The 25696-nt window shown below is 44.9% G+C and carries 23 protein-coding genes and 2 pseudogenes; 2 read left to right on the top strand and 23 right to left on the bottom strand.

The genetic code is table 11. The features are described from left to right. Positions 1-13 precede the first annotated feature (13 nt). The 3 genes from EL268_RS07855 to EL268_RS07845 form a co-directional block, all read right to left on the bottom strand. Positions 14-2974 carry a salicylate synthase gene (locus EL268_RS07855; RefSeq protein ID WP_106656948.1) on the bottom strand — a complete coding sequence of 987 codons (2961 nt, stop codon included), beginning with the start codon at positions 2972-2974 and terminating at the stop codon, positions 14-16. Positions 2975-3287: 313 nt separating this feature from the next. Further along, positions 3288-3956 (bottom strand): 4'-phosphopantetheinyl transferase family protein, encoded by a 669-nt coding sequence (locus EL268_RS07850; protein ID WP_232030318.1) that lies wholly within the window; start codon positions 3954-3956, stop codon positions 3288-3290. A gap of 79 nt (positions 3957-4035) precedes the next feature. Continuing rightward, a complete protein-coding gene (locus tag EL268_RS07845) occupies positions 4036-4815 on the bottom strand; it encodes a thioesterase II family protein (RefSeq protein ID WP_106656979.1) in 780 nt (259 codons plus the stop codon). A gap of 445 nt (positions 4816-5260) precedes the next feature. Between EL268_RS07845 and EL268_RS07840 the strand changes: the two genes are divergently transcribed. Next, a complete protein-coding gene (locus EL268_RS07840) occupies positions 5261-5869 on the top strand; it encodes an MptD family putative ECF transporter S component (protein ID WP_047071504.1) in 609 nt (202 codons plus the stop codon). An 80-nt stretch (positions 5870-5949) separates the two neighbouring features. Here the strand turns inward: EL268_RS07840 and EL268_RS07835 are convergent, their stop codons facing one another. Next, the gene (locus tag EL268_RS07835; RefSeq protein ID WP_106656946.1) at positions 5950-6225 is read right to left on the bottom strand and encodes a hypothetical protein; all 276 of its coding nucleotides are present in this window, start codon (positions 6223-6225) and stop codon (positions 5950-5952) included. Positions 6226-6264: 39 nt separating this feature from the next. Next, the gene (locus EL268_RS07830) at positions 6265-6546 is read right to left on the bottom strand and encodes a hypothetical protein (protein WP_232030311.1); all 282 of its coding nucleotides are present in this window, start codon (positions 6544-6546) and stop codon (positions 6265-6267) included. Positions 6547-6841: 295 nt separating this feature from the next. Here EL268_RS07830 and EL268_RS07825 point away from each other — a divergent pair, with 295 nt between their 5' ends. Beyond that, a complete protein-coding gene (locus EL268_RS07825) occupies positions 6842-7096 on the top strand; it encodes a hypothetical protein (RefSeq protein ID WP_106656945.1) in 255 nt (84 codons plus the stop codon). Between the two features lie 26 nt (positions 7097-7122). On the opposite strand, the gene EL268_RS07820 is transcribed toward EL268_RS07825, so the two are convergent. From EL268_RS07820 to EL268_RS07735, 18 genes and pseudogenes are all read right to left on the bottom strand, one after another. Next, a complete protein-coding gene (locus tag EL268_RS07820) occupies positions 7123-7362 on the bottom strand; it encodes a DUF7660 family protein (RefSeq protein ID WP_106656944.1) in 240 nt (79 codons plus the stop codon). Positions 7363-7547: 185 nt separating this feature from the next. Next, the gene (locus EL268_RS07815) at positions 7548-8243 is read right to left on the bottom strand and encodes a hypothetical protein (protein ID WP_106656943.1); all 696 of its coding nucleotides are present in this window, start codon (positions 8241-8243) and stop codon (positions 7548-7550) included. Between the two features lie 192 nt (positions 8244-8435). Continuing rightward, entirely contained in the window at positions 8436-8903 is a 468-nt protein-coding gene (locus EL268_RS07810; RefSeq protein ID WP_106656942.1) for a hypothetical protein, read from the bottom strand. 22 nt (positions 8904-8925) lie between these two features. Beyond that, complete coding sequence (locus EL268_RS07805; protein ID WP_106656941.1) at positions 8926-9426, bottom strand: SMI1/KNR4 family protein; 501 nt, start codon at positions 9424-9426, stop codon at positions 8926-8928. Positions 9427-9601: 175 nt separating this feature from the next. Continuing rightward, on the bottom strand, positions 9602-10105 hold the full coding sequence (locus tag EL268_RS07800; RefSeq protein ID WP_106656940.1) for a hypothetical protein: 504 nt from the start codon (positions 10103-10105) through the stop codon (positions 9602-9604). A 717-nt stretch (positions 10106-10822) separates the two neighbouring features. Then, positions 10823-11521 carry an RHS repeat-associated core domain-containing protein gene (locus EL268_RS07795; protein WP_164724446.1) on the bottom strand — a complete coding sequence of 233 codons (699 nt, stop codon included), beginning with the start codon at positions 11519-11521 and terminating at the stop codon, positions 10823-10825. A 234-nt stretch (positions 11522-11755) separates the two neighbouring features. Beyond that, a complete protein-coding gene (locus EL268_RS07790; protein ID WP_232030310.1) occupies positions 11756-12343 on the bottom strand; it encodes a hypothetical protein in 588 nt (195 codons plus the stop codon). 92 nt (positions 12344-12435) lie between these two features. Then, positions 12436-12738, bottom strand: coding sequence for a hypothetical protein (locus tag EL268_RS07785; RefSeq protein ID WP_106656937.1), 303 nt, complete (start codon positions 12736-12738; stop codon positions 12436-12438). Positions 12739-12747: 9 nt separating this feature from the next. Beyond that, complete coding sequence (locus EL268_RS07780; RefSeq protein ID WP_232030309.1) at positions 12748-18645, bottom strand: RHS repeat-associated core domain-containing protein; 5898 nt, start codon at positions 18643-18645, stop codon at positions 12748-12750. 10 nt (positions 18646-18655) lie between these two features. After that, on the bottom strand, positions 18656-19081 hold the full coding sequence (locus EL268_RS07775; RefSeq protein ID WP_126435411.1) for a DUF4280 domain-containing protein: 426 nt from the start codon (positions 19079-19081) through the stop codon (positions 18656-18658). Beyond that, positions 19068-19544 carry a serine protease gene (locus EL268_RS07770; protein WP_232030308.1) on the bottom strand — a complete coding sequence of 159 codons (477 nt, stop codon included), beginning with the start codon at positions 19542-19544 and terminating at the stop codon, positions 19068-19070. Before EL268_RS07770 ends, EL268_RS07775 begins: the two co-directional genes overlap by 14 nt. 178 nt (positions 19545-19722) lie before the next feature. Further along, entirely contained in the window at positions 19723-20175 is a 453-nt protein-coding gene (locus tag EL268_RS07765) for a DUF6985 domain-containing protein (protein ID WP_106657741.1), read from the bottom strand. 363 nt (positions 20176-20538) lie between these two features. Continuing rightward, a complete protein-coding gene (locus EL268_RS07760; protein WP_106657742.1) occupies positions 20539-20994 on the bottom strand; it encodes an immunity protein YezG family protein in 456 nt (151 codons plus the stop codon). An 18-nt stretch (positions 20995-21012) separates the two neighbouring features. Then, positions 21013-21372: pseudogene (locus EL268_RS07755) on the bottom strand (DNA/RNA non-specific endonuclease); the annotation flags it as partial. 427 nt (positions 21373-21799) lie between these two features. Further along, positions 21800-22267 carry a DUF6985 domain-containing protein gene (locus tag EL268_RS07750; protein WP_106657743.1) on the bottom strand — a complete coding sequence of 156 codons (468 nt, stop codon included), beginning with the start codon at positions 22265-22267 and terminating at the stop codon, positions 21800-21802. An 11-nt stretch (positions 22268-22278) separates the two neighbouring features. Next, positions 22279-22863 carry an HNH endonuclease gene (locus EL268_RS07745; protein ID WP_106657744.1) on the bottom strand — a complete coding sequence of 195 codons (585 nt, stop codon included), beginning with the start codon at positions 22861-22863 and terminating at the stop codon, positions 22279-22281. 68 nt (positions 22864-22931) lie between these two features. Beyond that, positions 22932-24167, bottom strand: a pseudogene (locus tag EL268_RS07740) (IS110 family RNA-guided transposase). Positions 24168-24507: 340 nt separating this feature from the next. Beyond that, a complete protein-coding gene (locus tag EL268_RS07735) occupies positions 24508-25242 on the bottom strand; it encodes a replication initiation protein (RefSeq protein ID WP_232030306.1) in 735 nt (244 codons plus the stop codon). Positions 25243-25696: the final 454 nt, after the last annotated feature.

Below are 25696 nucleotides of genomic sequence, written 5' to 3'. Positions count from 1 at the left end.
CTCGTGCAAGCCCCTATTCTTTTCCAATCAGCTGCCTGGAGAAGCTGCTCAGCTTTTCACGCGTTTCTTCCAGTTCTCTGGACGGCAAAGACATTTCGACGACACCAGCTCCGGCATGCAGCCAAGCCTGGTTGTCCTTTTGATAAATCGTTCGCAGCACGAGAGCCGCATCCATGGCACCGTCGCTGTCAAAAGTCATGACGCACCCGCTGTACAGACCTCGTGGCACATTCTCCAATCTGCCAATCGCCTCGATCGATTCTCTTTTCGGGATTCCCGAAGCGGTAACAGCCGGGAACAACGCGCGGAAGGCATCCCATGAATTGCATTCTTGTTTCAGCTTCCCTTTCAAGCGAGAAGCGATATGCTGAACCGTTCCTCGGCTAGCTACTGACATAAAATCGTTCAAGACGATACTTGTTGAATCGCAAACGCTTTTCAGCTCTTCGAATGCCAGCTTGACGGAAACAGCGTGCTCGGCAATTTCCTTCGGGTCATTCAGCAGCTCTTCCTTGAGCCTGCTGGCCTCTTCTTCACTGCTGCCTTTTGCCCGTGTTCCCGCGAGTGGGAAGGTACTCACCCATCCGTCGCTATCAACTTCTACAACTGTCTCCGGACTAAAACCAGCTGCACCGAGACCGTCCAAACTAACAAGGAAAGAGCGTGCTGGCGTATTCACTCGTCTGCCAGCAATATAGCTCGCAACCAGATCCAGCTCGTGATCAAGCGGAATTTTTCTCGACAAGATGACCTTGTGGGATTTGCGTTCCTGAATCTCGCGTACCGCTTCGGCCACGTTTTGCATGTAGGCTTCCGCGTCGTATGTATCGGCTTGCGGGACGGACAGCTTTGGCTTGTCCACTCTTTGGGTCAGCTGTTGCTCTGCGTGCGTATTCATCGACAGCTCCCGAAGCAGTTGACTAAATTCGCTCCGCTTCTCTTCACGCAAGGCTCTCAATAGGACTGTGCCTTTGTTGAAGCGCAACTCGACCTCAGGAACAAACAGCTTGAGCAAGCAATCCTCTTCTGGCATGAGCGGCAAGCCTTGATAATAACGCGCCATGCCAAAATGGACGGTTCCATAAGCGCGCCAGTTTTGAATCGGCACCTGTGCCATCGCTTTTTCGAGCGTCTCACTCAGCTCGTTGTTGTCGAAACGGAGAGTCTCGTTGCGATAAGTCAAAGCAGTCTGCGCACCATCCACGTAGAGAAGCGCATGAATCCCCATTCCTAGTGACAGCTCATCTCCGTTTTCATAGAGCAGGTAGTTTTCATACCCGCTGCGCTCTGCAATCAGTGCCGCTGCCATATGCGCATCACCCGCAAAAGCAAACGTCTCTTCCAAATAAGCGATTTCCGCTGGCTTCGTCTCTGATTTCGGCGCTAACGCCAGTTCTTTCAGCTTGGCTTTATTGACTTTTCCGACGCTGGTTAGCGGCCAGTAATCGATGCGTTCGATTTGGTCTGGCATTTTGTAGCGTGCCACTCCTTTTTCCTGGAAGAAGGCATGGACGTCCGCCAAGCTGATCGTCTCGTCGTCGGTGATCAAAAATGCGCAGCTTTTCTCGCCCAGCACTGGATCGGGAAGTGTAATCAGCGCCGCGTCTTTAATGGCTGGGTGCATGCGCAGGTACGTCTCTACTTCAGCCGGCATGATTTTTTCGCCCGCTCGGTTGATTTGCTCTTTGATCCGTCCACCGATTTGAATATTTCCTTCTGGCGTGATTCTCGCCTTGTCCCCAGAGCGATAGAATCCATCGGGCGTAAAGCTCTCGCGGTTTTGTTCCTCCGCTCTGTAGTAGCCGCGAATCGTATACGGTCCCCGCACAATTAGCTCTCCGTATTCGCCTGGCGCGACATCGTTTCCATGCTCATCCACGATTCGCACTTCATCGCCTTCGGAAATCGGACGCCCCTGGCAGCTGGTAATGATCGACTCAGGATCATCCAGTGATGTGCAGCAGATGAGCCCCTCGGCCATACCGAAAACTTGCTGGAGCTTGCATTTCCATTCTCGCGTGATGCGGCTGGCGAGATTATCATCCAGCATGGAGCCTCCCACCTGAAGAACCTCGAGACTCGACAGGTCGCTTTCTGTATCCCATTCCAGCACTTCCTGCCATACTTGCACGATCGAAGGCACGAGGCCGGTAATGGTCACGCGTTCTTTCTCAATCAGCGGAAAAGCTTCGTCGCAGCTGGTAGTTTTACATAGTACGATCTTGCCGCCAACGGACAGTGTGCCTAAGATGCCTGGGCAGCACAGAGGGAAATTATGCGCAATCGGCAAAACTGCGAGATAGACGCTTCGCTCTGTCAGTTGGCAACGGGCTGCGGTTGCTTTTGCATTGTAGACGTAATCAGCGTGGGTTCTCGGAATCAGCTTGGGTATCCCTGTCGTACCGCCAGACAACAGCAATAACGCAGTGTCTTTGTACGAAGGGGCTTCCAGCTCGATTGGCGGTCCGCTTATCTCAGCCAAGTTCCTCCCGATCGGACTGTCCCCATCCGTCATGACGAATTTAACCGACGCATGCCTTTTGACTAAATCTTCTGCCATCTTCGTGTAATCAAAACCGAGAAACGTCGTTGGAAGGATGTAGGCAACAGGCCTCGCGAGTGCAAAAATCCCGTCCAATTCAGCCTCTCTGTGGGCAGGCAATACGAGAATCGGCACAGCGCCGATGCGAAACAGGGCAAAGCAAGTCAGTACGAAAGAAATTCGATTTGGTAGCTGGACGGCTACATTGTCGCCTTTTTGAATTCCCATGTGATAAAAACCGGAAGCAAGCGCATCCACCTTGCTGTCGAGCTCGCTATAAGTGAGCCTCTTCTCGTCCTCCACCAGCGCTTCTTTGTTCTGGTACTGTTCCGCCCATTTGCGCAATTGCTGCCCAATTGTCAGCGGCTCCCAAAAACCACGCTGTTCATAAGCTATTGCAGCTTGCTCATACCACTCCGTACTTACTCTCATTCCGTCCTCCTCCTGTGTAACTGCGGGTCACTCTTTGCGCCCGAAGCCGGATCATGCAGAGACTGCCTTGTCGTTGTACGCATCATGTTGGTTTGTCTAACAACAAGATATTGATAGTGATTCTCATTGTCAATTTCATCTTCAAGCTGTTTTTTCTACATTTGGGAAAAACAGGGTAGATTATCTTCCGTTTTCTCAAGATTTCTTCGTTTCTCACGATGGGATTTCCATATTCTTACACACTTATATACTCTCATTAAACCCGATAAAGTTTATCAGTATAATAGAAGATTCTCGTTTCAAGTACTCCGATTTACGGTCTGCCTCTCCCAATTGCAACTGCTCCTGCATAGCCTCTGGCAGGCGTAAACCCGTAAACTTTCCACTCCCCGCTCCTGATTCCATCTCCGTTTACCGTGAAGCTGCCATCTTGTTTTTCCATGAAAAAAGAATCGAGTGGACGACTCAGGCCCTCCCCTGTCGCTTTGACAAAAGCCTCCGTGCGTGTCCAGCAATCAAAAAAAGCCTGCTGTCGCTCATCAAAGGGTAAACGCAAGATCCTCTCTCGCTCCACAGGATGAAAGTAGCTCATGAGCTGTTCCATTTCCGGGATGTGACGCAAATGCTCCACGTCAACGCCGAGAAGGCGATCGCGTGAAAAAGCGACCGCCACAAGCTTATGCGAATGCGACAGATTGAAAAAAAGTGCTTCGGAATCACTGTCTGCTCCACATAAAAGCGGTTTCCCGTTCGAATTGCACTCCCATTGAACCGCGCGAGGAGAAATCCCTTGGTACAGTCCAGTCATCTTTCTCAGCAGTCCATGTGCGACAACATAGCGTTCCCTGTCTGCGTGGAAATGAAATCGTGCCCGTTTATCGAGTTCTTCGGCAGACAGATCGCCTACCAGCTCCTGCATACTGTGTTCCCATGCTTGCACAAACGTCAGCCAAATATGCACTTCCCCTTTAGCCAATAACATAGAGGACGATTCCTCCAGAGCTGATTTTGTCCTCTCAGACAAATGGGTTATTCGCACCTGCTGCATATGCTGCATCCCATTAGCGCTCCCCTTTTCCTGCTACCGCACTCCGGTATTGTCCGATCATTTTGGTTACAGATTGCAGGAGAACCTCTTTGTTCGTCGTCAGGAAAAAATGTCCGCCGTCTACCATTTCAAACGTAAATCCGGCACTTGTATGACTAGCCCAAGCCTCCATTTCTTCCTGCGTGGCTTCCTGATCCTCTGTCCCGCAATACGCAGCAATTGGGCAATCCAACGGAGGCTCCTCGGCATACACATAGGTTTCGTCGAGGGTAAAGTCCCCACGCAACAACGGCATGAACAACTGCATGAGCTCCTTGCTTTGCAGGATCGCCTCTGGGGTCCCGGAAAAGCGTCGCAGTGCTGCGACAAATTCATCATCAGGCAAATGGTAAATAGGCTTCGGTTCCGGGAAGTGTGGAGCTCGTCCTCCTGAAACGATGAGGCCAAGCGGAAGACGTCCCCATTTGCTCTGTACGGCACGTGCCAGCTCAAAGGCAATTCGCGTTCCCATACTGTGACCGAAAAATAGAAACGGGCGATCCAAATACGGATGAATCACTTGGGCCAGCTCTTCCACCAGCTCTCCCATATCTGAGTACGCTCGCTCGGCAATTCTATTTTCCCTCCCTGGCAGCTGAACCGGGTAAACACCGACATCACTGGGAAAAGCCTGTGCCCATCCCCTGTAAATCGAGGCCCCTCCCCCTGCGTAAGGAAAACAAAACAGGCGGACGCTGTCTTTAGCTTGCGGCTGAGTAAGCAGCCATGATTTCGCTATCGTATCCATGCTCATATGTACTCCTCCATTTCGTCTCTTGCTGAAACGCTTTGATACAACGTACATGATAATGATTCTCATGTACCATTGCCAAATACATACAATCCCCTCCTTTTCCGTTTTCTGGTACATTTCCGCGATTATCCCTGATTATCTCGTCCTACGTTCACCAGAATGATTATTTTGCAAATCCTCCAACCTGTAATATTTTGGCGATTGTTCAAGAAAAACGGGAAAACACGGAGATAATAGGCGAAAAAGCTCGAAAAATATCCCAAAATATTGAAATTTGGGCTTTTTTTATTTTGACAACGATTCTCATTATCAATATTGTGTTCTTATACTGACAACCGTGTGTACAACTAGCAACCTGTTTTCCAGCATGCCTGCAAAAGGGGGATCGCAAGTAGAGAGTGTGAGTCAAGCAGATCGGCTACTTATGTCTGAGGGAGGATGTTACATGCAAGCCCAAACATCATTAGCTGCCCAAAGCGGCAGATGGACCATGCGGGATATTATTACGCTCGCGATCTTTAACGTCGTCATGCTGATACTGATGACGATTGCCCCGATTATTACCGTTGTTTCTCATTTACTGGTTGGCGGCTTTACCGCACTACTCAACGGTCCGATTTATATGGTCATGTCCAATAAAATCGCCAAGCCTGGGACTTTATTTTTTACAGCTGTCTTGACTGGATTGTATTTTGTCGGTTTTGGCTACGCGAATTACTTACTTACCTTAGCTGTTATCGGACTCATCTGCGAACTGATCCTATGGGGAAAAGGCTCTTATCTGAATCCTGTGCGCAATGCGATCAGCTATTCTGTTTTTTATGTCGGCTATTCGCTTTGCGGGGTTGTCCCGCTTATTTTCTTCCGCGAATCGTATCTTGCGACCTTGGAAAAAAGCTATACACCCGAGCAGCTTTCTGCGATGCTCTATTACTTTGAAACCCCCAGCATGATTCTTATCATGTGCTCGATTTCATTTGTCGGTGGATTGCTCGGCTGCTATTTCGGCAATCTGTTGATGAAAAAGCACGTCAAAAAAGCAAAGCTGGTGTAATGCTCTGCGTAAAAAAAAGGCATATTCCTCCCCGGTGATTCGAGTTGGAATATGCCTGATCGACGTCTTAGCTTCGTCCCTTATTGCCCTTCCATGGCGAGTAAAATAAACGTGATAATTGCGATGATCGTACCAATGACGAAGTATAAACCCAAAAGAATGGCCATTAACAACAAGGTAGCTTTTGACCAGTTTTTACGATTCAGATTCCCATCTGAACCAAAAGCCCACATAAATAACAAAACAATATTCGCGATCGGAATCATCATGAACAACGAGACGAGTATCCAATCTTTCATTGTCATGACCTTTTCGTTTTCCGCTATGCTTCCTTCCACATACGTTTGGTGATCCATTCTACACCCTCCACGTTTTTTGCCTATATCACCGTTTCCCTATTGTTCAACCGCTGCTCCAATGAATGCCAACATCAGAATTAAAAAGAAGACGCTCAAGTACAACCCGATGCAAACACCTATGATCAGCAAGTTCGCTTTTGCCCAATTCTTTCTGTTTAGATTGCCTTCACTGCCAAATGCCCAAACAAAATACATCACGAGGTTGACCACGGGCACCATCATAATTAAAAAAGTAATCAACCATTCCTTGACCGACATGACCCGCTCATTTTCAGGCACGTTCACTTGCCATTGCTCTTGATGTTGCTGCTGTTCCAATTCGAAACCTCCCTGTTCTGTCATGATCATTTTTATTATATTGTGTACTTTTAAAATAATCCTTACGGCAACAACTTATTGCTATGTCCCCCGTTCATCTCTTAATTTTTTCCAGTATATCATTTTTTCTTTTGCGCTACGTCGCAATTCTCCCATGTACGAGTAAAAAACGGTCCAGGACTACCAAATCCCCCAATTAAACAATCAGCCAACGAGTTTATCTTAAAACCATATATGCTACCATTTATAGGAACATAGAGGAATGAATTGAGATCAAGCAAGGGAGAGAAGCCAGATGAACATAAAGAAAAATCAAGTATTTGTAGAACTGGAAGTAGCGAATTGGGACAACACAGACCTTTCATCCTCGTTAATTGAAATCTGCTACTCTCAGAAAGAGTATGAAAACGATCTAATCGAGGTTCATCAAGTTGTGGACTTGGGAAAGCATAAAGGCAAATCAAAATACTTAATTATCATTAATATTACGCGTGACCTGGATAATCTCGGAGATGAACTGGATAACCCTTATATCGTCAAAGGCCCTTGAAATTTTGTTTTCAAGGGCTTTTCCATTTACTCATATCGGCTTCCTGCAATTAAAATGGTAGCAAACAAATTCCAGTCTACACCTTCAAGATCAGCTAACATATTATCACAATCCTCAATCCATGACTCCATCCCACTAAGGAACTCTTCAAGTGATATATTCGCCCACTCTTTTTTATTTTGCTGATAATCCTTAACCAAATGAGAAATGAATTGAACCATATCCTCTCTACTCTCAACCGTACCCGCTCTCTCTAGAATATCCATGCGACACTCCTCCTCCCCTATGTCTTTATCTTCCATTTTACTATAGATGCTTCATAGGAGTTTGACGAATTGGGGAATGAAAAAAGCCCGCTGGCGTGCAACGGGCTTTCTGTCTCTTATGTGAGGGGGAACATCTGTCTAGTTAATAACAGGATTCGGGCTGTCACTATTCTCGTAGACGTTCCTTATTGAATAATCTCGGAAATCGCTTGCTTTTGCTCCAAAATCTCGCTTTGTACCTGGATTAGTTCTTTCAACAGATCAGCAGCCTCTTGCAAGGATGCAGCTGCTTGCTCCTTGTCTCCGGCCTGGAATGCTTCCTTCGCTTCTTTCACTGTGTTCTGCTCATTTGTTTTCAGCTGTTTCGCCTGCTCTTTGTTCGCTTTCTTTTCTGTGCGAATTGGCTTCAATTCTTGGTTCATCTCTTTGAAGGACGCTTTTTTCTCTTTGACTTGGGTCAATTCTGTTTGGATATGCGCCAGTTTTTCTTCGATGGCGGTATGGTTTGCAGCGATTTCAGCTTTAATGCTCGCTACCTTTTCCTTATCCTTAGCTTTCTTCGCTTCTTTCAGTTCAGCAGACAGCGATTTGTTTGCTTCGCGCAGTGGCTTCGTTTCTTCCAGTGCACTTTTTACCTGTTCGCGCACTTCTCTCGTCACATCGCCCCAAAGAACATCCCATGCCTGTTGGTTGATTTGCGATTGTGCTTTCAGTTTATCTTGCAGAGCTTTTTGCTCCATTTGCAATGTTTTTAGCGCTTGAACTTCAGGCAGGCTTTTCCACCCTGCTACTTTCCCTTCTTTCTCAGCCGCAAAAGCTCCTACGGCACTCGTTACCAGCAAGCTCGCTGCGACTACAGATACGGAAAGCATTTTTTTCATGTGTGAACACTCCCTTTCTCCTATTGTTTCTTACAAACAAATCGTACCGTACGAGCGGCGGGAATGTTCGGGATAACCTCGTGAAAAGTAAGGGGAAAGTGTGGGATTTGGGAAAAACACAAAAAACCAGGAAAAGCCTGGGTCGATCTGATTGCCACTCATTGAAAACTATTTGGTGGGGCTGTTAGGACTCTAATCGTTCGATTTCATTTTCAGAACAACAATATTTCCAGCGTTTCCAAAACAAGAAGCATGGTACAATCCTTCCAAAATATGCTCTTTATGAAATTCCCCAACAAATATGCGATCTTCATTCTTTTGATCATTAGCGTATCGAACAAGGATTACTGTGGCATTCTGCACATGCTTGTTTTGCATGAACAATTGAATATTGCGGCTGAAACTTAGAATATCAACTGGTACTTCCTCTCTTACCAACCACTCGTCAAACTCCCCAATGAATTCTTGATTCACTATTTCAAAAACGCTTGAATGAAGAAAATGTCTCAAATGCTCTAACTTATTGGGCAAAATTTCATCTTTCGGTAACACTTTAAAATGATTGGTAACTTCAAATTCTTTCAAAGATGCAGCAACATCAGCTTCATTATCGGAATCAAATGAAATGAACTGTGTACAATCAAAGGTTACATATGACATAGCCTCACCTCATACTGCTCGATTAAAATGATGAAAAATTCACGCTATTCTTCATGATTTTATCTAAAAACTGATTTAACGAAGATGCAATTTGTTCAACTTCTTCAAATTCGGGTTCAGAACCGCATACGATTGAACCAAATTCACTCCCGAGATCTATTGCATAAAAGGTATAACCATTTCTTACAGATAAAGCTATGGGCAAATACCTGTCCCAAAATTTTGTAATCTCTTGTTTCCACGATTCATCGTCGGACGCCGATTCTAAACTTATTTTCTCAAACTCATCCCAACTAAACGCTAATTCTACTTCTCGGTTATAATCGTTTACACATAGAAACCAAGATTTTTCGTCTGCTGCTACACAAATATCTACCAGGTTAAGAAATTGAACAAATTGTTCTGGTATTACTGGATATCGATTAACGATTTCATTCGTCAATGTTAGTTCACGATCGATCCGTTTTTTAACTTCCCATCCTTTTTCTTCAGCCCACGTGAGAAATTCTATTATTTTTTCCATCAGGCTATTCCCCCTGATCCTATTTTTTCTTTTCATTATATGAATTGCTCTTCTTTGTAAGCCAGTCATCTTACTACGTGTAGTGTTTTTAATTGTTCTTGTTTCTCTTGTAATCGTTAACTTTTGGAGATTTATCACCTGTCGCTTTTTCGAATATTTCATAAATTATTTTATACTACTTTTTTATGGAGATTCTTTTTAATTGGTGTAAGGCATTCTTTTTCATTTCTTTTTCCTTTGATTTACTTAAGAGTTCTAATTTCTCTTTAGACTCTGGCGTATTAATATCACCTAGGGCCCAGATACATTTTACGGCAAGGGCATTTGTGTAATGAAGATACTCAAATTTTGTTATTGCTGCTTTATAAAGACTTTCTACCGATGAATTTGATTGAAAATATTGAAGCAAGCCAGCAATATCCTCATGTGCCGTATGCCAAGCTTCAGTAATTAACTGGTTTAACATTTCCAAATGTCTTTCATCAAACAAATCAAATGTAAATCCAATATAAAATAGTAATCCTAGGTCATCTTTATTTTTTTCTCTACAAGTAACTTCTAATAGTTTGTCAAAGTAGCTAGTTATTTCTATATTTTCCTTGAACAAATCCCAAAATTCTAAATCTGTTATTTCACCGCCAATAAGCTTTTTTATTTGTACTCTTAGTTCTTGATTCATTTTTCTATCCTTTCAAAACTAGTAAAATTATTATTAAATATATCCTGCCGCACGTATCCACGTGATAGGACAAATAATTCTTTATTGGTTGGATGGTTAATTCTTTCGTCATCAGCCATCCAAAAAATGAAACCTTGAAAGGCAAGCAGCCAATCAAGGTTTATTTAACACCGGATATCTTTAAAAAGCTTTAGCTACTAGCCCATATGGCATATCTTGGTAATCCGTTGTTGCACGCAGGACAATTTACTTTTGGGGATTCAAAAGCTTCATCAAGTGCAGCCCATCTATCTGGGCATCCTAAGTACAACTCCGGAAATGTTGAGTTTGCAATAATCCCTCTCCAATTGCAATTCGTACACTGTACGTTCTCAAGTTGCACTCGTTGTAGCTTATCTGATGTCTGAAACAGTAAACAAAACACCCACTTATTAAATTTCCCCAAAGGATAAAATGCAAGAGAAAAGGTATGGTATTTATTCACAAAATCCATCATATGACGAACTATGTCCATTGCCCCTATCGGTTGGGTTTCAATTATAGGGGTGTTTATTAACAGCTCAAATGCTCTTGGGTCTAACATGTACACAAGTTGACCATCGATTATTTGGCTAGTAATGAATTCATGCTCTAGGTTCATATAGGTTTAAAGCCCCCTGCACCAAATTTAATTAGATATTCACTCTTAGTAGAGCCAGGGAGTGTTTGCGGTATCAGCTAAGATTTTGGAATTTTTGCTTCATATACCCTTCCCCCGTCCGCAAAGTATTTAGCTATTTTTTCATCTTTAGTCACAAACATCAAAGTTCTATCCAAATTAAAAGCCTTGGGTAATTCAGTCCCAAATGCCCCATGAGCCTGTATATAATCATCCAGATTATTATCCCATATCTTGAGCCATTCATCATGCGTACTTTGAGAAGCTTTATAAGCTTTAACAAGGTCACCTGTTTCCAAATAAGCCGTTCGGGTTGCATCACTCAATAAGTATCCAGTTTCATCATATACTTGTTTTTCAAGATAGCCTCTTGTTCCCCGATAGACAGTGACCAGTTCATCTTCTCCAACATCTTTTGGAGGACACTTCATCAACCCCAACGGATCAATGAACCCAATCGGATCCCCATTCACATAAGCAAAACGGTTAAACGTCTGCCCGTCCGTCATATCCCCTTGGAGCACATCTCGGTTCAGGAACCGCTTCAATCCCGGATGGTAATACCGGGCCCGCATGTAGTACAACCCATTCGGATCGGTCATGACTCCATCGCGGCCGTTATAGCAAAACGGCTGTTTCGTCCTGCCTTCATGTGCTTCCAGTTCTCCATACAATCCGTAGGTATAACGGTCAGTGACTCGACCATGCTCGTCGGTCAACAGGGTCGTGCTGCCTCGCGTATCCGCGTGATAGGACAAATAATCGCCTTGCGCATCCTCACGACCAATGAGCCCCAGTCATATATGTCTATCAACAGACAGTAAATACTTCTTTCTAAGTAAAAATGTCTCGGTGGATATTAATTCCACCAAGACATTTGGGTCTTTAAATCAAAACTCCTCCGATCATGACAAAAACATTCATTCAAATTTCCGATTCTCATTCAGACTTTCAGAATATGCATTTTTAGGCATCAGATATCTCATGTATGCTTAATCATCTGTTTCTTTACCTACTAAATCTTCTTCCTCTTTTCTCTCCACTTCAAAGGTCTCCATCCAATATTTAGCCCTAAAAGCTACCAGTTCATTATTTGAAGTAACTAAAGTAGATATAAAATCTTCTGCATTCTCATCATTCCATACAACAGTCTCAAAATATTTCTCGATTACTGCAGCTGACCATGAAGAATTTATTTGTTCCGATAATTTTTTGAGCGCAGGCAGTGCGAGATTAGAAATGTTTTCAGGCATATACTGTATCACATCAAGGACCCAATAATGAGGTGCATTAGGATCCTCTTCACTTAAAACCATCAAAAAGCAATCCAAATATCGTGAAGAAGGGTGAATTAAAGCTGCACCAATCCAATGTTGAGCGTTTTTCCAACTTTTTGTTACAAGATTGTGCTTAATATAAGACAATATTTCTCTCTCAACATAATCATGATCCAATAACTCAACTTCTTTTCCAAGTTCTTCAAGATTTTTTTGCACTTCATCATAGGCAGAATTTTTCCCTGCAGTAGTAATTGCCATACCATACATTTCAATTAATTGTTCTAACTTATTATTTTTCAAAGTTCCCTCCAAGACACAATGTTTTTATTAAATAGCTCAAGCAGAAGAACCCTCGATAAGCGCAAGCCAAACAAGGGTTCTAAATTGGATAACTATTCTATATAACCTTTTTTGATATGATCTACTTCCGCAAGTACAATAACATCATGTTCAACTTGGATCTTTACCCAAAAATCTTTTGAGCAGTTAGGACAACATACATAACCCTCGCCTGTCGAGTTTCCGTCCGGAGGCCTTTTTTGGTGTGGTGCTTTACTCAGCCCTGTCGCCCATCTTAATTCATCACCAATGTGGTAGATATCCACATTCATAAAGCCCATTTTAAATTCAGCTTCTGTATCAACGATTACACCGCATCTTGGGCATTTTTCTTTCATGATTAGCAGATTATACATATCGAACTCCTATTCTCTCTGTGGGTTACGTATAGGAACTCCTAATTTGGGTACAGTGTGTTTGTAATGGTTGTATAGTCTTCTCTCATAAGTATATGCCTCGTAACCAGTCGCCTTTGCAAATGCACCAATTGCGGCATCTCCTCGACCATGAGAGGACTTAACAGCTTGGAAGACTTGTCGGAATTCAGGTGTTTGTGATATTGCTTTTGCCTTAGCGCCTCCAAAAACTTCCACACCTTCTTGTTTTAAAAATGACTTACGCAATTTTCTTTGACTTTTCGTACGAACATTGAGAAATTCATGTAATTGGTTTGGTGTAATATAAGTTTTTCCTTCACGAATAATTTCTAAAGCTCTAGTGTCACCTTTTTCAGCAGCTGCAATCAAGAAATTGTTATCTGCGAAAATTGGTTTTCTTAGTTCACACTTCATCAACCCCAACGGATCAATGAACCCAATCGGATCCCCATTCACATAAGCAAAACGGTTAGACGTCTGCCCGTCCGTCATATCCCCTTGGAGCACATCTCGGTTCAGGAACCGCTTCAATCCCGGATGGTAATACCGCGCCCGCATGTAGTACAACCCATTCGGATCGGTCATGACTCCATCGCGGCCGTTATAGCAAAACGGCTGTTTCGTCCTGCCTTCATGTGCTTCCAGTTCCCCATACAATCCGTAGGTATAACGGTCAGTGACTCGACCATGCTCGTCGGTCAACAGGGTCGTGCTGCCTCGCGTATCCGCGTGATAGGACAAATAATCGCCTTGGGCATCCTCGCGACCAATAAGCCCCAATCCATATACATAATACGCTTTGGCCGCTCCATTTTCCTCCAGCTCCATAAGAACCTGAGTCAGGTCAGCGTTTTGATCAACCACATACCGTGTCGTCTTTCCATTCCAAGTCATCGAGGTACGGACGTATTCGGCATCATAGGTGTAGCGAGCTTGTCCGGCACGAACAAGACGATTGCGGGCATCATACGCATACGTTTCTGGCTGTTGCTTGCCCGGGAGCAGCAGAAGATTACCGTCCTCGTCATACTGAACCTGTTGACCATCTACGGTGTCCAGTCGGTTGTCCTTGGCGTACGTCATCGCCGTAGCAAGACTCGAACCTGAATCCCCAATAGCGGTAATATTCCCGCCCTGGTCATAGGTGTAGAGAATCTTTCGTCCTGCCATGGCTCCGCTCGTCAGGCGCCGCAGAGCATCATAGGTGTACTGCTTTTCTTCCTCTTGGATGATCTGCCCGAGCTCGTTGTACACAAACCGATATTGCTGGAGCATGACGCCTTGCGCATTCTGATCCCAAAGACGCAGGAGCTGACCAGCTGCGTCATAGTGACGCTGCTCTACCGTGCCATTCGGTCGCTCTGTACGAATGAGGCGGTAATTTTCATCGTACGTGTACCTTGTGACACGACCTGCCCAGTCTGTGACCGTGGTCAATTGACCTGCGAGATCGTAGGTATAGCGAACCGTCTTGCCATCTGGATAGATGAGCGTTTCCAGTCTGCCTCCCGCATCGTAGGTGTACTGGAGCGTATTCCCATACTGATCGGTGCTGGAGGCGATTCGCCCCAAAAGATCGTAGGTACGGCGCTTGGTGTCTTTTCCATCTTCTTTGACACTTACCACGCGACCCTCGGCGTCGAAAGTCCTGCGAACAGTCCCCGCTTCGTCTTGCTGCTCAATGAGCTGTCCGGCTGCATCGTAGCGGTAGTGCGTTTCCTGACCGCGTGCATTTGTCTTGTCGGTCAGCCATCCGCGCTTGTCATAGCGGTAGGTCGTTCCTTCTCCGGTAGCATTGCGTTCAGCTAAAAGCAAACCACTGGCATCGTAGGAGAGGGTGGTGGCATTGCCATTGGCATCCGTATAGCTCGTTAGACGGCCTTCTCCGTCGTATTGCTGCTTGTAGACGGCTGCTTCATTTTCCAATACCTCTGTCAGACGTGCGGCTGCATCATAGGAGAACTTGGTTTTCTGTCCAGCCGCATTCGTTGTGGCAATAACTTGATGGAGCTTGTTAAATTGGTATTGGGTTGATCGTCCGAGTCCGTCTATATGAGCAAGAATGTTTCCTGCGCCATCATAGGTGAGCCCGCTCACCTTCTGTCCGGTTGCATCATAGACGGCTAGTAAACGTCCCGCCGCATCGTATTCATAGCGCTGGGTATTCCCCAAAGGATCGGTGACAGACGTCACTCTGCCCATGGCATCGCGTTCGAGACTGGTCTTCTCCCCGGTTGGGTCTACGACACCAACGATCTGCCATTCCTTGTCATACTCATAACGAGTTGTTTCACCATATGCATTCGTTATGGATTCTACTTTTTCTGTAATCGTGTACCCGATCTTCGTCGATGCTCCGCTAGCCGTAGTCTCCTCTACTCGACAATCCTGTGTATCGTAGGTGAAGGAATGCATCCTTCCGAGAGGATCTATGACACCTACAAGATTATCGTTGGCATCGAATACCTGACGCAGCGAACCCCCAAAAGCATCTGTAAAGGTTGTCATCCTGCCTGTAGGGTCGAAGCCAACACGGAAGATACGCCCTTCTGGGTCTTGAGCGGAAACAAGCATTCCCTGTCCATCGTAATGATAAGTGGTTTTTGCTCCTGTAAAATCAATATAAGTGCTTCTTTGCCCGTGCTCGTTATACCCGATGGAAGAGGTGCAGCCGTCTGGTCGTGTAATGCTGACCAGCCGCTCGTGTTCATCATAGGCGTAAGTCGTGACTCCGCCTTCCGCGTCTTCTTCAGCTGTCAGTAGGTCATTTTCGTTGTACGTATACGTCGTTGTATTGCCAAGAGGATCTGTCTCTTTTACCAGATTCCCGCGATGGTCGTACGTATAAGTGGTTGTCTCACCCGCTCCGTTTGTTTCAGAAGCCGTTTGGCCCCACTCATTGTAGGAGTATTTGGTGACCGTTCCATCCTTCTCAGTCTTCTCCAGCAACTGGCCATTGTCGTCATGGATCATGATCTCGACATGCCCATTGCCGTCTGTAAAGGTCGTGACCATCATGCCAGGGCGGCTCTCGGTATCGTAGTGAATATAACCAGGGATGCCTGCCGCGTCTGTCTGGCAGATGATGCGCCCTTCTTCGTCAAACGTATTCGTGTAGACGATGACACCATCTGATGCCAGAGATTCCAGTTGGTCATTTCCTGTATAAGACAGGTCAGTGACAACACCATTCGGATTGGTATAGCGAATCATCCTGCGGTCGGCATCATACGAAAAGCGAAGGGAACGAGTCCCATCAGACAATGCCGAAACCAAGCCATCCACCCCATACTCCAGTGAAAACGCTCGACGACTCCGCTCTTCTGTCAAGCGATTCAGCCTGCCATGCTGGTCATAGCTGAAGAGCAGCGACATTCCGGCAGCCACCGTATGGCGAAGTGCTTGTCCATTTCTGGCAAAATCGTACGTCTCTCTCGTTTCCTTGACCCACAGCGTATAGCCGTCTTGTCTTTCTCGCAGTTCGTCAAAAAAGACGTCCGCATCACTGGACCGGTATAAGCCGTCCTGAACGCGAGTAAAGGTATTGGCGCGGCCAGTATTCCACCACACTGTAATTTCTTCGCGTGTCTCATCCAGGAATTCCAGGCGCATTTCATAATTGTGTGTCCATGCTTTGCCCAGTGCTCCCTCTTGCAAAAGCAGGGAGTTGTAATGCAGTTCAAACGTCCACGTCTCGGCGCCATACAGCTTGAGGGCAGGATGAACGATAAACTGCGCTCCGGTGCCGCCATGGATCGGGTCTTTGATGCAGCTTTTCGGTTTTACTTTTTTGACGTTCATCTTTCTTACCTTGCCTGGTTTCTTGTGCTTCCCTTTGATTCTTTTCCGAGCCCAGGCCATTCCCGTTACGGTCGAGAAGACACCGTCCGTCGCATAATCTAATGCCTCAGATCCGGCTTCCTTGAACACTTCTTTCACAACAGGCTTCTGCATGAACTTGCCGACCATGCTCTTCTTCAGCTTCTGCACAGCGGCAAGCTTGTCCATACTCTCCTGAATGTTCCGCGCAGCAGTAACGACCTTGCCTTTCACTGCGCTTGCTGCATTGGCCGTCGCCTTGACCGCTTTCGATACACCCAGTGCTTTGTCCGCTGCCTTGACCGCTTTCGTTGCCTTGGACATTGCTTTGGTTGCCTTCACTGCTTTCGTCGTCAGCTTTGCCGCAGTCACTGCCGTACCCGCACCTGGAATCGCGGCTGCAAGGGACATAGCGGCACCAGCATAATCGCCACGTGCGACAGATATCCCCGCATTGACGACGTCTGCCACTTCCCCGATGACAGGGATCATCCCTACGATATCGAGTCCAAGCTGTAAGCTATCGAGGAAGCCCCATCCAGACTTCTCTTCTTCCTGCTCCTCCTCAACGACTTCTTCCTCTTCCTCCTCCTGCGGCAAATCCTCCACAACCACAGGAGCCTTCGTCAGCCCGACCATCTCAATCTTTGGTGCTTGAAGATCGACTTCCCCGTCCAAAATCATGCTGCTGGTGCTGCACATGAGGTAGATCGCTTCCTTGGCCTTGATCTCAACTTTCGTATCTGACGTAATCTCCATATCCTTTTCCGAAGTAAAAACAATGGGATGCATGCTGTGAATCTCGATGCCGTCCTCTTCATGCAGCTTGATAAAAATATTGCCTTCCTTGCTCTCCTTCGCAGTAAGAACGAGTTCCTTGCCGCCCATCATCAGCTCTTTGCCGAAGTTGGTTCCCCAGTACTTGATGCCGGGATTGCCCGTTTTCGCCGTGCTGCCTCCACCTTTCCGCACAGAGCTGACCGCCATGGCTCCTTCTTCGTCTGGCGTGGAGAAGTAGAGCTTCACGGAGTCGCCCATTTGCGGCATGCAGTGAAAGCCGCTGTTGCCCTCTGCCGAGTAGACCGTGGCATACGGGAACCAGCTCGCCTCTGCCTTGGGCTGCTTCGGATCAATGTCGAGGTGAATTTTGACGGTATCCTTCTGGATGTCGATGATCTTGCCTTCCAACGCGGCGCCGCAGATGTCGTCGTTGCGAATAGGGTTTTGACGGACGCCTGCTTCGGGCATGAGCTGATAGGTGTGAATGAGAAGGGCATGGTCGATCCTCGTTGTTGACCCGGCGACGACCAGCTCTTTGCCCTGGTAGTTCACCCGGTCTCCGAGCTGGAGGACCTGTCCGCTTTCCACTTCATAGGTGAGAAAATCGTTTTCCGACATACCTGCCGCGTAGCCGTTTTCGGTCGTTTCCATATAGGGAGACAGCCTTTTGCTGATGGTGTAGCTGGCGTCTGTCAGTTGAGCAGTGCGTCCCTCGGGCAAGCCGAACCAGAACTTGGGCGTATCCGCGACGGCTTCAGCGACGAGAATGGAACCAAAGCGGGAGGCCAGTCGCTTTAAAAATTGCCAGTCTGTCTCCTGATACTGGATGGCAATGGTCCCGAGCGGCGCTCCGTTCGAAGCATGGTCCAAATAATCCGAGCCGGGATAGTCCTTCGTGATTTCATCCAGCAGACTGGCATACGTCATTTGTTTATGCTGAAAAGAGCGCATCTTGCGCTGTCCGTCCATTCGCTGCGTGTGCGAGACCGCTTCCAGCTCCAAATGATACACGCCGTGAACAAAATTCACACTGACGGAATCCACGAGTCCTTTGAACAGTGTCTTCGTAAGCGAACCGTTTTCCACCAAATTCAGCGCGACTGTATCCTCACTCGTCGCCATCTCAATGTAACGGTCGCTTTTTTCCTCCGGGATGATTGCGGTGACGAACAGTCTAGCGTGCTCATTGACTTTCTTCACGATTCTGACATCCTGCAGGCTTTGGATTTCAAAGGGTGAGACCAACTGAATATTCTCGTATCCAGCCAGCTTCTCTGTCGTATTCATACAATCCCCCTCACGATTGCTCCTGTCCGTCGTCTTCGATGCGAATGCAGCCTCCATAGATGCACATGTTCGTGCTGGTGTTTAACAGGGCGGGATGATTTTCCACGAGTACATCTGCCTTGCCATCGATCCAGGGCATGGTGACCACAGGAACGCATGGCATCGGCTTGAGTACACCGTTGTTGGCAGCAGTAGCAGCTGCGACGGTTGGATTTTTCTCGCATTTGCATTTGCCAAACGGCATGATATTTACTTGCGGTATATAGTCATTCACGTTCATTTGTGCCTGATTGCGAATGTACACGCCATGACTAAACGGTGTTTTCAGCTTGTTCTTCTGGCTCCCGTAGTCGCACGTGAGAATCGCACCTGCCACAACGTAGCTTTTCTTCGGAGCGGACGACGGCACTACATCGACATCTTCAATCATGGGCATGACTCATTCTCCTCCCTGCTTGCTCTGCTTTTTTCAAGCGGATACCGAAAAAGTCCCTGCGCAGCAAGGCTTCCGCCAGCCGCAAATCGATGATGATATACGGTTCACGAATGCCTTCGACTTGAAAAATCGTGTGGCGTCCAATCTTTTCTGGATCGAGAACCAGCCTCTTGAGTGAGCCGTCCTTGTGAAACTCGCTTTTCTCTGACAGGCAGTTCATACGCGGCAGGATCATCAGCCAGTACAAGTCCTGCTTGATCCTTTCCATGTCCACCAGTACGACAGATTTGACGAACAGCTTCGGTGCGAACTTGTGGATGATTGTCTTTAAGCGGTTGGAATAAAGCGGGATGGGTCTGTCGAGAAAATCCAGGTAGTCGTTCTCTTTCTTTTGCTTGATGTCGAACTGGATGACGGCCTCGTCCAGCCTTCCTGATAATGCGGGGGGTGAGCAATCGCTCATTTGATTTTGAACATGTAAAAAAGGCTGATTCCATCATTGTTGAAAGATGGAATCAGCCTTTGAAAGTTAACTAATCATGGTGTTTCTTATTTGTAAATTGATTGTATTGTACATTCATGTTTTTTGGGGATTACACGGGTTTACACTTAATTCACGACGAACCTCTATCCTAAATTACTTACATCGCAACATCCTGATATCCTACTCTGGCTACTTCTTCATTTATTAGTAGTAAACCTAACCCATTTTCTTCGTCCCATGTGCAGTCGAAAGTTAAACCGATGTATCTGCCTTCCAAACCTTTCGCAAAGGGAATAGATATTCCTACTAAACTTATATAATCAAGTAGCTGCTCGGCTGTTTCAATTAAAGGGTAATTCTCGTTAAGTCCTGCATCATAATTCTGCTCGTAATAATCTAGAATTGGTTGTAAAATACTTTGTTGAAGTTGCTCCCAACTTTGAATCAATGAGTGATACGCTGCATATTGTTTTTCGGAAAATTTACCATCTTGTTCACCACTTATCATTAATGCAATCTCAACTTCTTCTCCACAAAATTCAATAGTAGTATCCTTAAACCATGCATAATTGTATTCGAGTTCGCCAAAAACTGCATCATTTATTGTCATTTTAAAATCTCCTTTTTAAATTTCGTTTTATTTATTTCTTTTTATTTACGAATCCTCAAGGTACAGACGACTTATTGGCAAATCCCCCGGCTTAAACGCTGCTACGTTTATCTACCCAATCCACCAAAGGTGTCGATTAGAACTGTTTATCTTTTGTGAAAGGACAAAATTGACATGAACAAAAAAGCTTACTCCTCCTCGTATGGCAAGTTGGAATACGCCTTTCAAAGTTTATAAACGTGTTTTTCATGTTTTTTAGTGTTTGGTTTGTCGGTTTTGTACGATCTTGTTGTTAGGCTTGTAAGCCATTTATACTCAAAATTTTTGACAGACTGGGAGACCCAAGCCTTCTAAGTTGAGCCATTAAAGAGATTTACTTTTTATCTCTTCAAACCATTCATCAGCAAAGTCATCAGCCGTTTTTATATCATCATTTGTGTGCACTAAATCATACTTGTATTCAGCTTGAAACTTGCCACTCGTAGCATCATATATTAATTTCATCTCAGTTGGCATGTCTTTTTCAAATTCTTTGCACAATTCTTCGATTTTTTCTATATTATCATTGATAATATTTAATACCATAAACTGTCTTTCTGTAGAAACATCATAACTTTCGTCCCCATCCTCCAATACATCATTCAACTTATGACACTCTACATATTTATTATTAATTAAATAAAAGAAACTACTCGATATCATATCTTCTTCACATGAAGCATAAACATATACTTTATTGGCCCTATCTCCCACATATTCCATACATATAGATATCATATCTGCTTGCAATTCACTAAACCTTTCTTCAAATCCTTTCATAACTACATTCCTCTCCTTTTAAAAATTTTTAAATTTTGCACTAGCTGCTTTACCATCAATAGTGTAGTTAACAATAAATTTGTCCGGACGCATATTATTACCAGAGTAAACTATTTCAACATCAACTGTTACTTTTTTGGGAGGTTCTTCTTTCAAAGCCGCAGCCCATTTATTTTCGATTTTCTTATATTTCTTCTGATTAACCTCTGATAATTGTGAAACCAAATTGTCAATTTTAGGTGAGCCTCCAAATCTATCACCTGCCAAATGTCCTACATTTTTACCCGGTGTATTTTTGCTGTGTGACAATCTTTCTGTTCTCTTTGTTAATTGTAAATTATCCATTTCAAACTTACCAATCCTACCTAGGCTATCTGTTTCATAAAAATAATCCTATTCTCCAGTTTTATACCTAATATTAGGCTTCAATTTATTTTTTCGTCCATTTGTAAACTGTTCCCCTTCGCCTACTAATGGTTTTGGTTTAACTTCACTTACATCCGCATCACTTTTACCCGTCCCCTCAGTATCCCTCTGCTCTTGTTCTCTTCTCTCTCCCGTTCTTCCTTCCCATCCCTAGGACGATGATGCCCTCCATCCCATACAAAACAGGCTCATTCCTCTCATCGTTCGAGTTGGAATAAGCCTTTGAAAGTTTATCAAGTGTTTGTCAAATTGTTTGGTTTGCTGGTTATATTGTATTCTCCCTGCTGTCAGAATATTTTTCTGTATTTTATGTAGTAGCTATATGTCTCGGTTAAATAATGGGTTTATTCGGCATTAGGTAGCCCGTATACCCAAGCATTCAAATCGCAACATCCTGATACCCTACTTCAATCACCTCTTCATTCAACAAACGGAGTCCCAGGCCATTTTCCTGATCCCATGTACAATTAAAAAGTATTCCAATATCTCGGCCTTCTCTAATATCTCCATATGGAACAACAATTCCATCCAAAGTAATCATCTCAAGAAGTTGGTCGGTTGTTTCAACTAAGGGATAATTCTCATTAAATGCAATATCATAACCGAGTTCATGTCGCTTTTGTTGGTAATAGTCTAAAATTGGTTGTAAGAAGCTTTGTTGCAATTGCTCCCAATCTTGCATTAAAGATTGATATGCCGTATATTGTTCTTCATCAAACTCGCCATCTTCTTCACCATCAATCATCAATGCAATCTCAGTTTCTTTTCCCAAAAAATGAATATGGGTATCCTTAGACCAACTATATTTATACTCAAGTTCACCAAAAATCGGATCGTTTTTTGTCATTTTATTATCTCCTATTTTTGTTTATTGGCAAATCCTCCAGGTTCAAATGCCCCTGCATTAATCTCCCCCACACCACCAAGATGCCCAAATGTACTGTTTATATTTGTTGGTACAAGTTGCATTGTTTTGACGTCATTTAGTTCATGCCATGTTAATTTGTTTTTTTCTCGATAAACCTTTACATCTTTAGCACTAATTCTACCAGACTCCATCCCGAATTGACGTGCTAATTCAGGAGAATTATTTAGTTGTTCGGCTAATTTTTGGTCTGATTGAATAAAATTTTCTCGTCTAGCTTTCCCTCCATAAGTCCCCTTTCCACCGAGCATATACTCAATTTCTACTTGTGCTTTTGCCACTGGTGAAAAATCGGGAACAGCATTTTTATATTGTATACCATCAATACCGGCTTCATCTAATATTCTTTTCAATTGAGGGTCTGGCGGCGGCTTAAGAGTACATAGAGATTCACCCCTTGTTCCTTCAAAACCAACTTTTAGATAATCAGGTGAAGGTGTTTGATTATATCTAGCTTCATATGAACTGGCAAATTTAGTTTGCTTGAAGGCAGGTGGAATATTAGTACCATTACCCATCCCCTATGTTGTAAAGCTAAACTATTGAAAAGTAACGGTGGTTGCTAGAATACTAGCGATACCACCTATTAGCTTGCCTGTTGTTCAGTTTGTTCGGAGAGACGGAACGCTGTCTTGTGCTTCATCATGCCGTAGATAATGTTAACTAACCGCCGCATTACACAAACCAAGGCTTGTGTTGGCGTTTTACCTTCTTCTTTCTTACGGTTGAAGTATTCGTAGAACAGGGGATTGCGCGGCTTCTTGCTGCCTTTTGAAACTTGAACTTGTTGAACAGCAAGGTTGTAAAACAGTCCATGCAGTACTCGATTCCCCTGTCTGCTTTTCAGATTGACATGCTTACCGCCTGAACCAATTTTTACAGGGGCAATTCCAGCAAAACGAGCCAGCTTATCTGCACTAGCAAATCGGTGTATATCACCTATTTCAGCTACCAATGCGGAAGATGTGACCAAATCTATACCTGGCATCGTCTCCAATTGAAGATCGAGTTGCTTCATCATATTATCTAATTCGCCTTCCACTCGGGCGATTTCCCTCTTGTTGAACCGGATGTCTCGGACATGGCTCCGAATGAGGAAGTCACGCTGCTCCTGATACGTTCGGGTGGTATCGCCATCTGCCTGAATCCACGTTAGTAATTGCTCTGCTTTCCGTGTTGAACAGGCGTTGTTGCTGGTCAACCGCAGAAAATGAGCCAGCGTTTCTGCCGTCTCGTCTTTCAACAAATAAGGCGATGGGTACTTGTGCCAAAATGCTAATGCACATTTGCCATCCAGCTCGCTAAAAAACTTTTTGTAGCTTGGATAGTGGTAACTGAGCTGCATGTGCAATTGGTTTTTAAGGGAGGTCAATGCCTTAATCAAGCCATTCCTCCTCGTCACCAATTGACCAATCGTCCAGTATACGTCCTACGGGTTTGCGTCGGGCAATATGTCTAGCTTGTTTAGCAGGATTTTTGCTACACATTCCGCATCCCAGCTATCGCTCTTTTGCACGATGGGATTGCTCTTGCGTTCGGCATACGATAGGGCAGAGTTGACCTCTTTTACCTGTTGCTTCTGCTCTAGCAAGTACACCGCCAGCGCACGACCATAGCCGCCTACGTCTTCTAATCCATAGATCGGCGTAATTCCACGCTTCTTAAACTGCTTCACAAATGCAATCAGTTCTAGGAATGCCGATGGTTTGTTTTCAAATGTAACCTCACCCAGTTTCTCGTGCCAGCAATTGACCACCACCGCTGTATGAGTTTTCTTATGTAAGTCAATGCCAATATAAATATGCTTCGCTTTGTAATGCATGTCATCCTTCCTTCGATCCAGCAAGTACAATGCTTGATGAAAACACGTCGGCAACCTCAGTTCAAGCGTTAGCTGCTAACGCAGCCCGCAACGGGACGCTAGCCAATCCATGCTTTCCTTCTGCATCGTCTGATGGACATATATCAAAATCTTGCTGTTTTTTAAGCGCCGAGAAAAATTATTTTTCAACCCTCCTGTACACCTACAAGAAACAGTGATGCGTAGTATACGATATTCTCCAAAATCTGAACAACCCGTATTTCATTGTCGTTTTCGTCTGTAGGAAGATCGTATACTGTATATGCGAAATCATTACACCTGTCGCTGTTGAATCTGCGGTCTACGCTGCCCCCAGCAATGCCGTACAAGGTACTTCAACTAGCGATTCCCATTGTTCCCTTGCTAACCGGTTGAAATCTACGTGATACTGGGCGGCAAGGGTTTCTTTTACCGCTGTTCGTATACGGCGATCATACATATCTACTCCGTCCCTCAAATTGCGAATCTGTTCTAGCCGTCTTTTAGGGAGTTCGCTCCAATCTGGCACCACTGCTGCAAAATATTGTTTGTTCTGCTCTGGTGGATGCACGTTCACATCCGTCAGCAGTATTTTCTGGTCTGGTTTGTATACAATTTCAATGCGGCTCAACTCGTGATCAAGCATGATCTTTTGCCTTTCCCATAGCTCCAGCCTTTTATCGTAAATGCGGCAATATCCGTTTGTCTTGCGCTGATGCGGCAATCCGAAATACCTCGTTGTTCCTTCATGAGTCATTTTTCTCCTTCCATGCATTGGAATCACCATCACATGTTCCAATGGGGTACGCACATCATACGCCACATCACAGCTAACAAAATACATACTGCTCGCAACATTACGTATCGGTTCCAGCAACTCATGAAACTGCAAGTAATGTTCGAGGCGTGTCTCTAGCCGCAAAGTATGTAAATGTCCCACCGTCTCCCTAAAATTCTTGTAAAATACATGCAGGTAATCTCTGTTCGCGTTCCGTATATGCAACTCGTAGCAGTATTCGCCCCAATACACCGTTTCTTTTGTTTGATAACCGATCATCGCCGCCTCTCATCAACCCGTAATATACGGAAAGCGGCACATCCTTGTACTCCATCACAAATTTGTCGATAGATACGGCTGCCTCCATCACACGCTACACTCCCGTTCTTATACGCTTTTTGGCTTCAGCGATTGTAAAAATGTACACTTACTCGACTAATTAAGTAATTATCGGGCGTAGTCCGTTTTCAGCCCGTTAAACGCAAAAAGGCACTTGTCGCCCATTACAGGCAATCAAGTGCTTTAAGAGTTGAAGTTTACCAAGTTAGCAATATCCGCTGAAACACAATGGGATACTGTAGGGAGATTATGACACATGCTTTTCTTGGAGTCAACAATAACGTATGACACAAACGTATGACCCTGGGAGCAGGGGCGATCTCGTTTGTTTCTCCCTTCTCCGGTGTCATTTGTGGTAATCCTACATGAGAACGTCATCTCGCCCTGTTCTCGT

Source organism: Brevibacillus brevis (assembly GCF_900637055.1).
In the GTDB taxonomy this organism is placed as follows: domain Bacteria; phylum Bacillota; class Bacilli; order Brevibacillales; family Brevibacillaceae; genus Brevibacillus; species Brevibacillus brevis.
This window is presented reverse-complemented; position numbering and strand designations above follow the sequence as displayed.

What these genes read in the sequence shown, in the direction of transcription:
- EL268_RS07855 (WP_106656948.1), bottom strand. Translation starts at nt 2,974, where the DNA reads ATGAGAGTAAGTACGGAGTGGTATGAGCAAGCTGCAATAGCTTATGAA.
- EL268_RS07850 (WP_232030318.1), bottom strand. Translation starts at nt 3,956, where the DNA reads ATGTTATTGGCTAAAGGGGAAGTGCATATTTGGCTGACGTTTGTGCAA.
- EL268_RS07845 (WP_106656979.1), bottom strand. Translation starts at nt 4,815, where the DNA reads ATGAGCATGGATACGATAGCGAAATCATGGCTGCTTACTCAGCCGCAA.
- EL268_RS07840 (WP_047071504.1), top strand. Translation starts at nt 5,261, where the DNA reads ATGCAAGCCCAAACATCATTAGCTGCCCAAAGCGGCAGATGGACCATG.
- EL268_RS07835 (WP_106656946.1), bottom strand. Translation starts at nt 6,225, where the DNA reads ATGGATCACCAAACGTATGTGGAAGGAAGCATAGCGGAAAACGAAAAG.
- EL268_RS07825 (WP_106656945.1), top strand. Translation starts at nt 6,842, where the DNA reads ATGAACATAAAGAAAAATCAAGTATTTGTAGAACTGGAAGTAGCGAAT.
- EL268_RS07820 (WP_106656944.1), bottom strand. Translation starts at nt 7,362, where the DNA reads ATGGATATTCTAGAGAGAGCGGGTACGGTTGAGAGTAGAGAGGATATG.
- EL268_RS07815 (WP_106656943.1), bottom strand. Translation starts at nt 8,243, where the DNA reads ATGAAAAAAATGCTTTCCGTATCTGTAGTCGCAGCGAGCTTGCTGGTA.
- EL268_RS07810 (WP_106656942.1), bottom strand. Translation starts at nt 8,903, where the DNA reads ATGTCATATGTAACCTTTGATTGTACACAGTTCATTTCATTTGATTCC.
- EL268_RS07805 (WP_106656941.1), bottom strand. Translation starts at nt 9,426, where the DNA reads ATGGAAAAAATAATAGAATTTCTCACGTGGGCTGAAGAAAAAGGATGG.
- EL268_RS07800 (WP_106656940.1), bottom strand. Translation starts at nt 10,105, where the DNA reads ATGAATCAAGAACTAAGAGTACAAATAAAAAAGCTTATTGGCGGTGAA.
- EL268_RS07785 (WP_106656937.1), bottom strand. Translation starts at nt 12,738, where the DNA reads ATGTATAATCTGCTAATCATGAAAGAAAAATGCCCAAGATGCGGTGTA.
- EL268_RS07780 (WP_232030309.1), bottom strand. Translation starts at nt 18,645, where the DNA reads ATGAATACGACAGAGAAGCTGGCTGGATACGAGAATATTCAGTTGGTC.
- EL268_RS07775 (WP_126435411.1), bottom strand. Translation starts at nt 19,081, where the DNA reads ATGCCCATGATTGAAGATGTCGATGTAGTGCCGTCGTCCGCTCCGAAG.
- EL268_RS07770 (WP_232030308.1), bottom strand. Translation starts at nt 19,544, where the DNA reads ATGAGCGATTGCTCACCCCCCGCATTATCAGGAAGGCTGGACGAGGCC.
- EL268_RS07765 (WP_106657741.1), bottom strand. Translation starts at nt 20,175, where the DNA reads ATGACAATAAATGATGCAGTTTTTGGCGAACTCGAATACAATTATGCA.
- EL268_RS07760 (WP_106657742.1), bottom strand. Translation starts at nt 20,994, where the DNA reads ATGAAAGGATTTGAAGAAAGGTTTAGTGAATTGCAAGCAGATATGATA.
- EL268_RS07750 (WP_106657743.1), bottom strand. Translation starts at nt 22,267, where the DNA reads ATGACAAAAAACGATCCGATTTTTGGTGAACTTGAGTATAAATATAGT.
- EL268_RS07745 (WP_106657744.1), bottom strand. Translation starts at nt 22,863, where the DNA reads ATGGGTAATGGTACTAATATTCCACCTGCCTTCAAGCAAACTAAATTT.
- EL268_RS07735 (WP_232030306.1), bottom strand. Translation starts at nt 25,242, where the DNA reads ATGATCGGTTATCAAACAAAAGAAACGGTGTATTGGGGCGAATACTGC.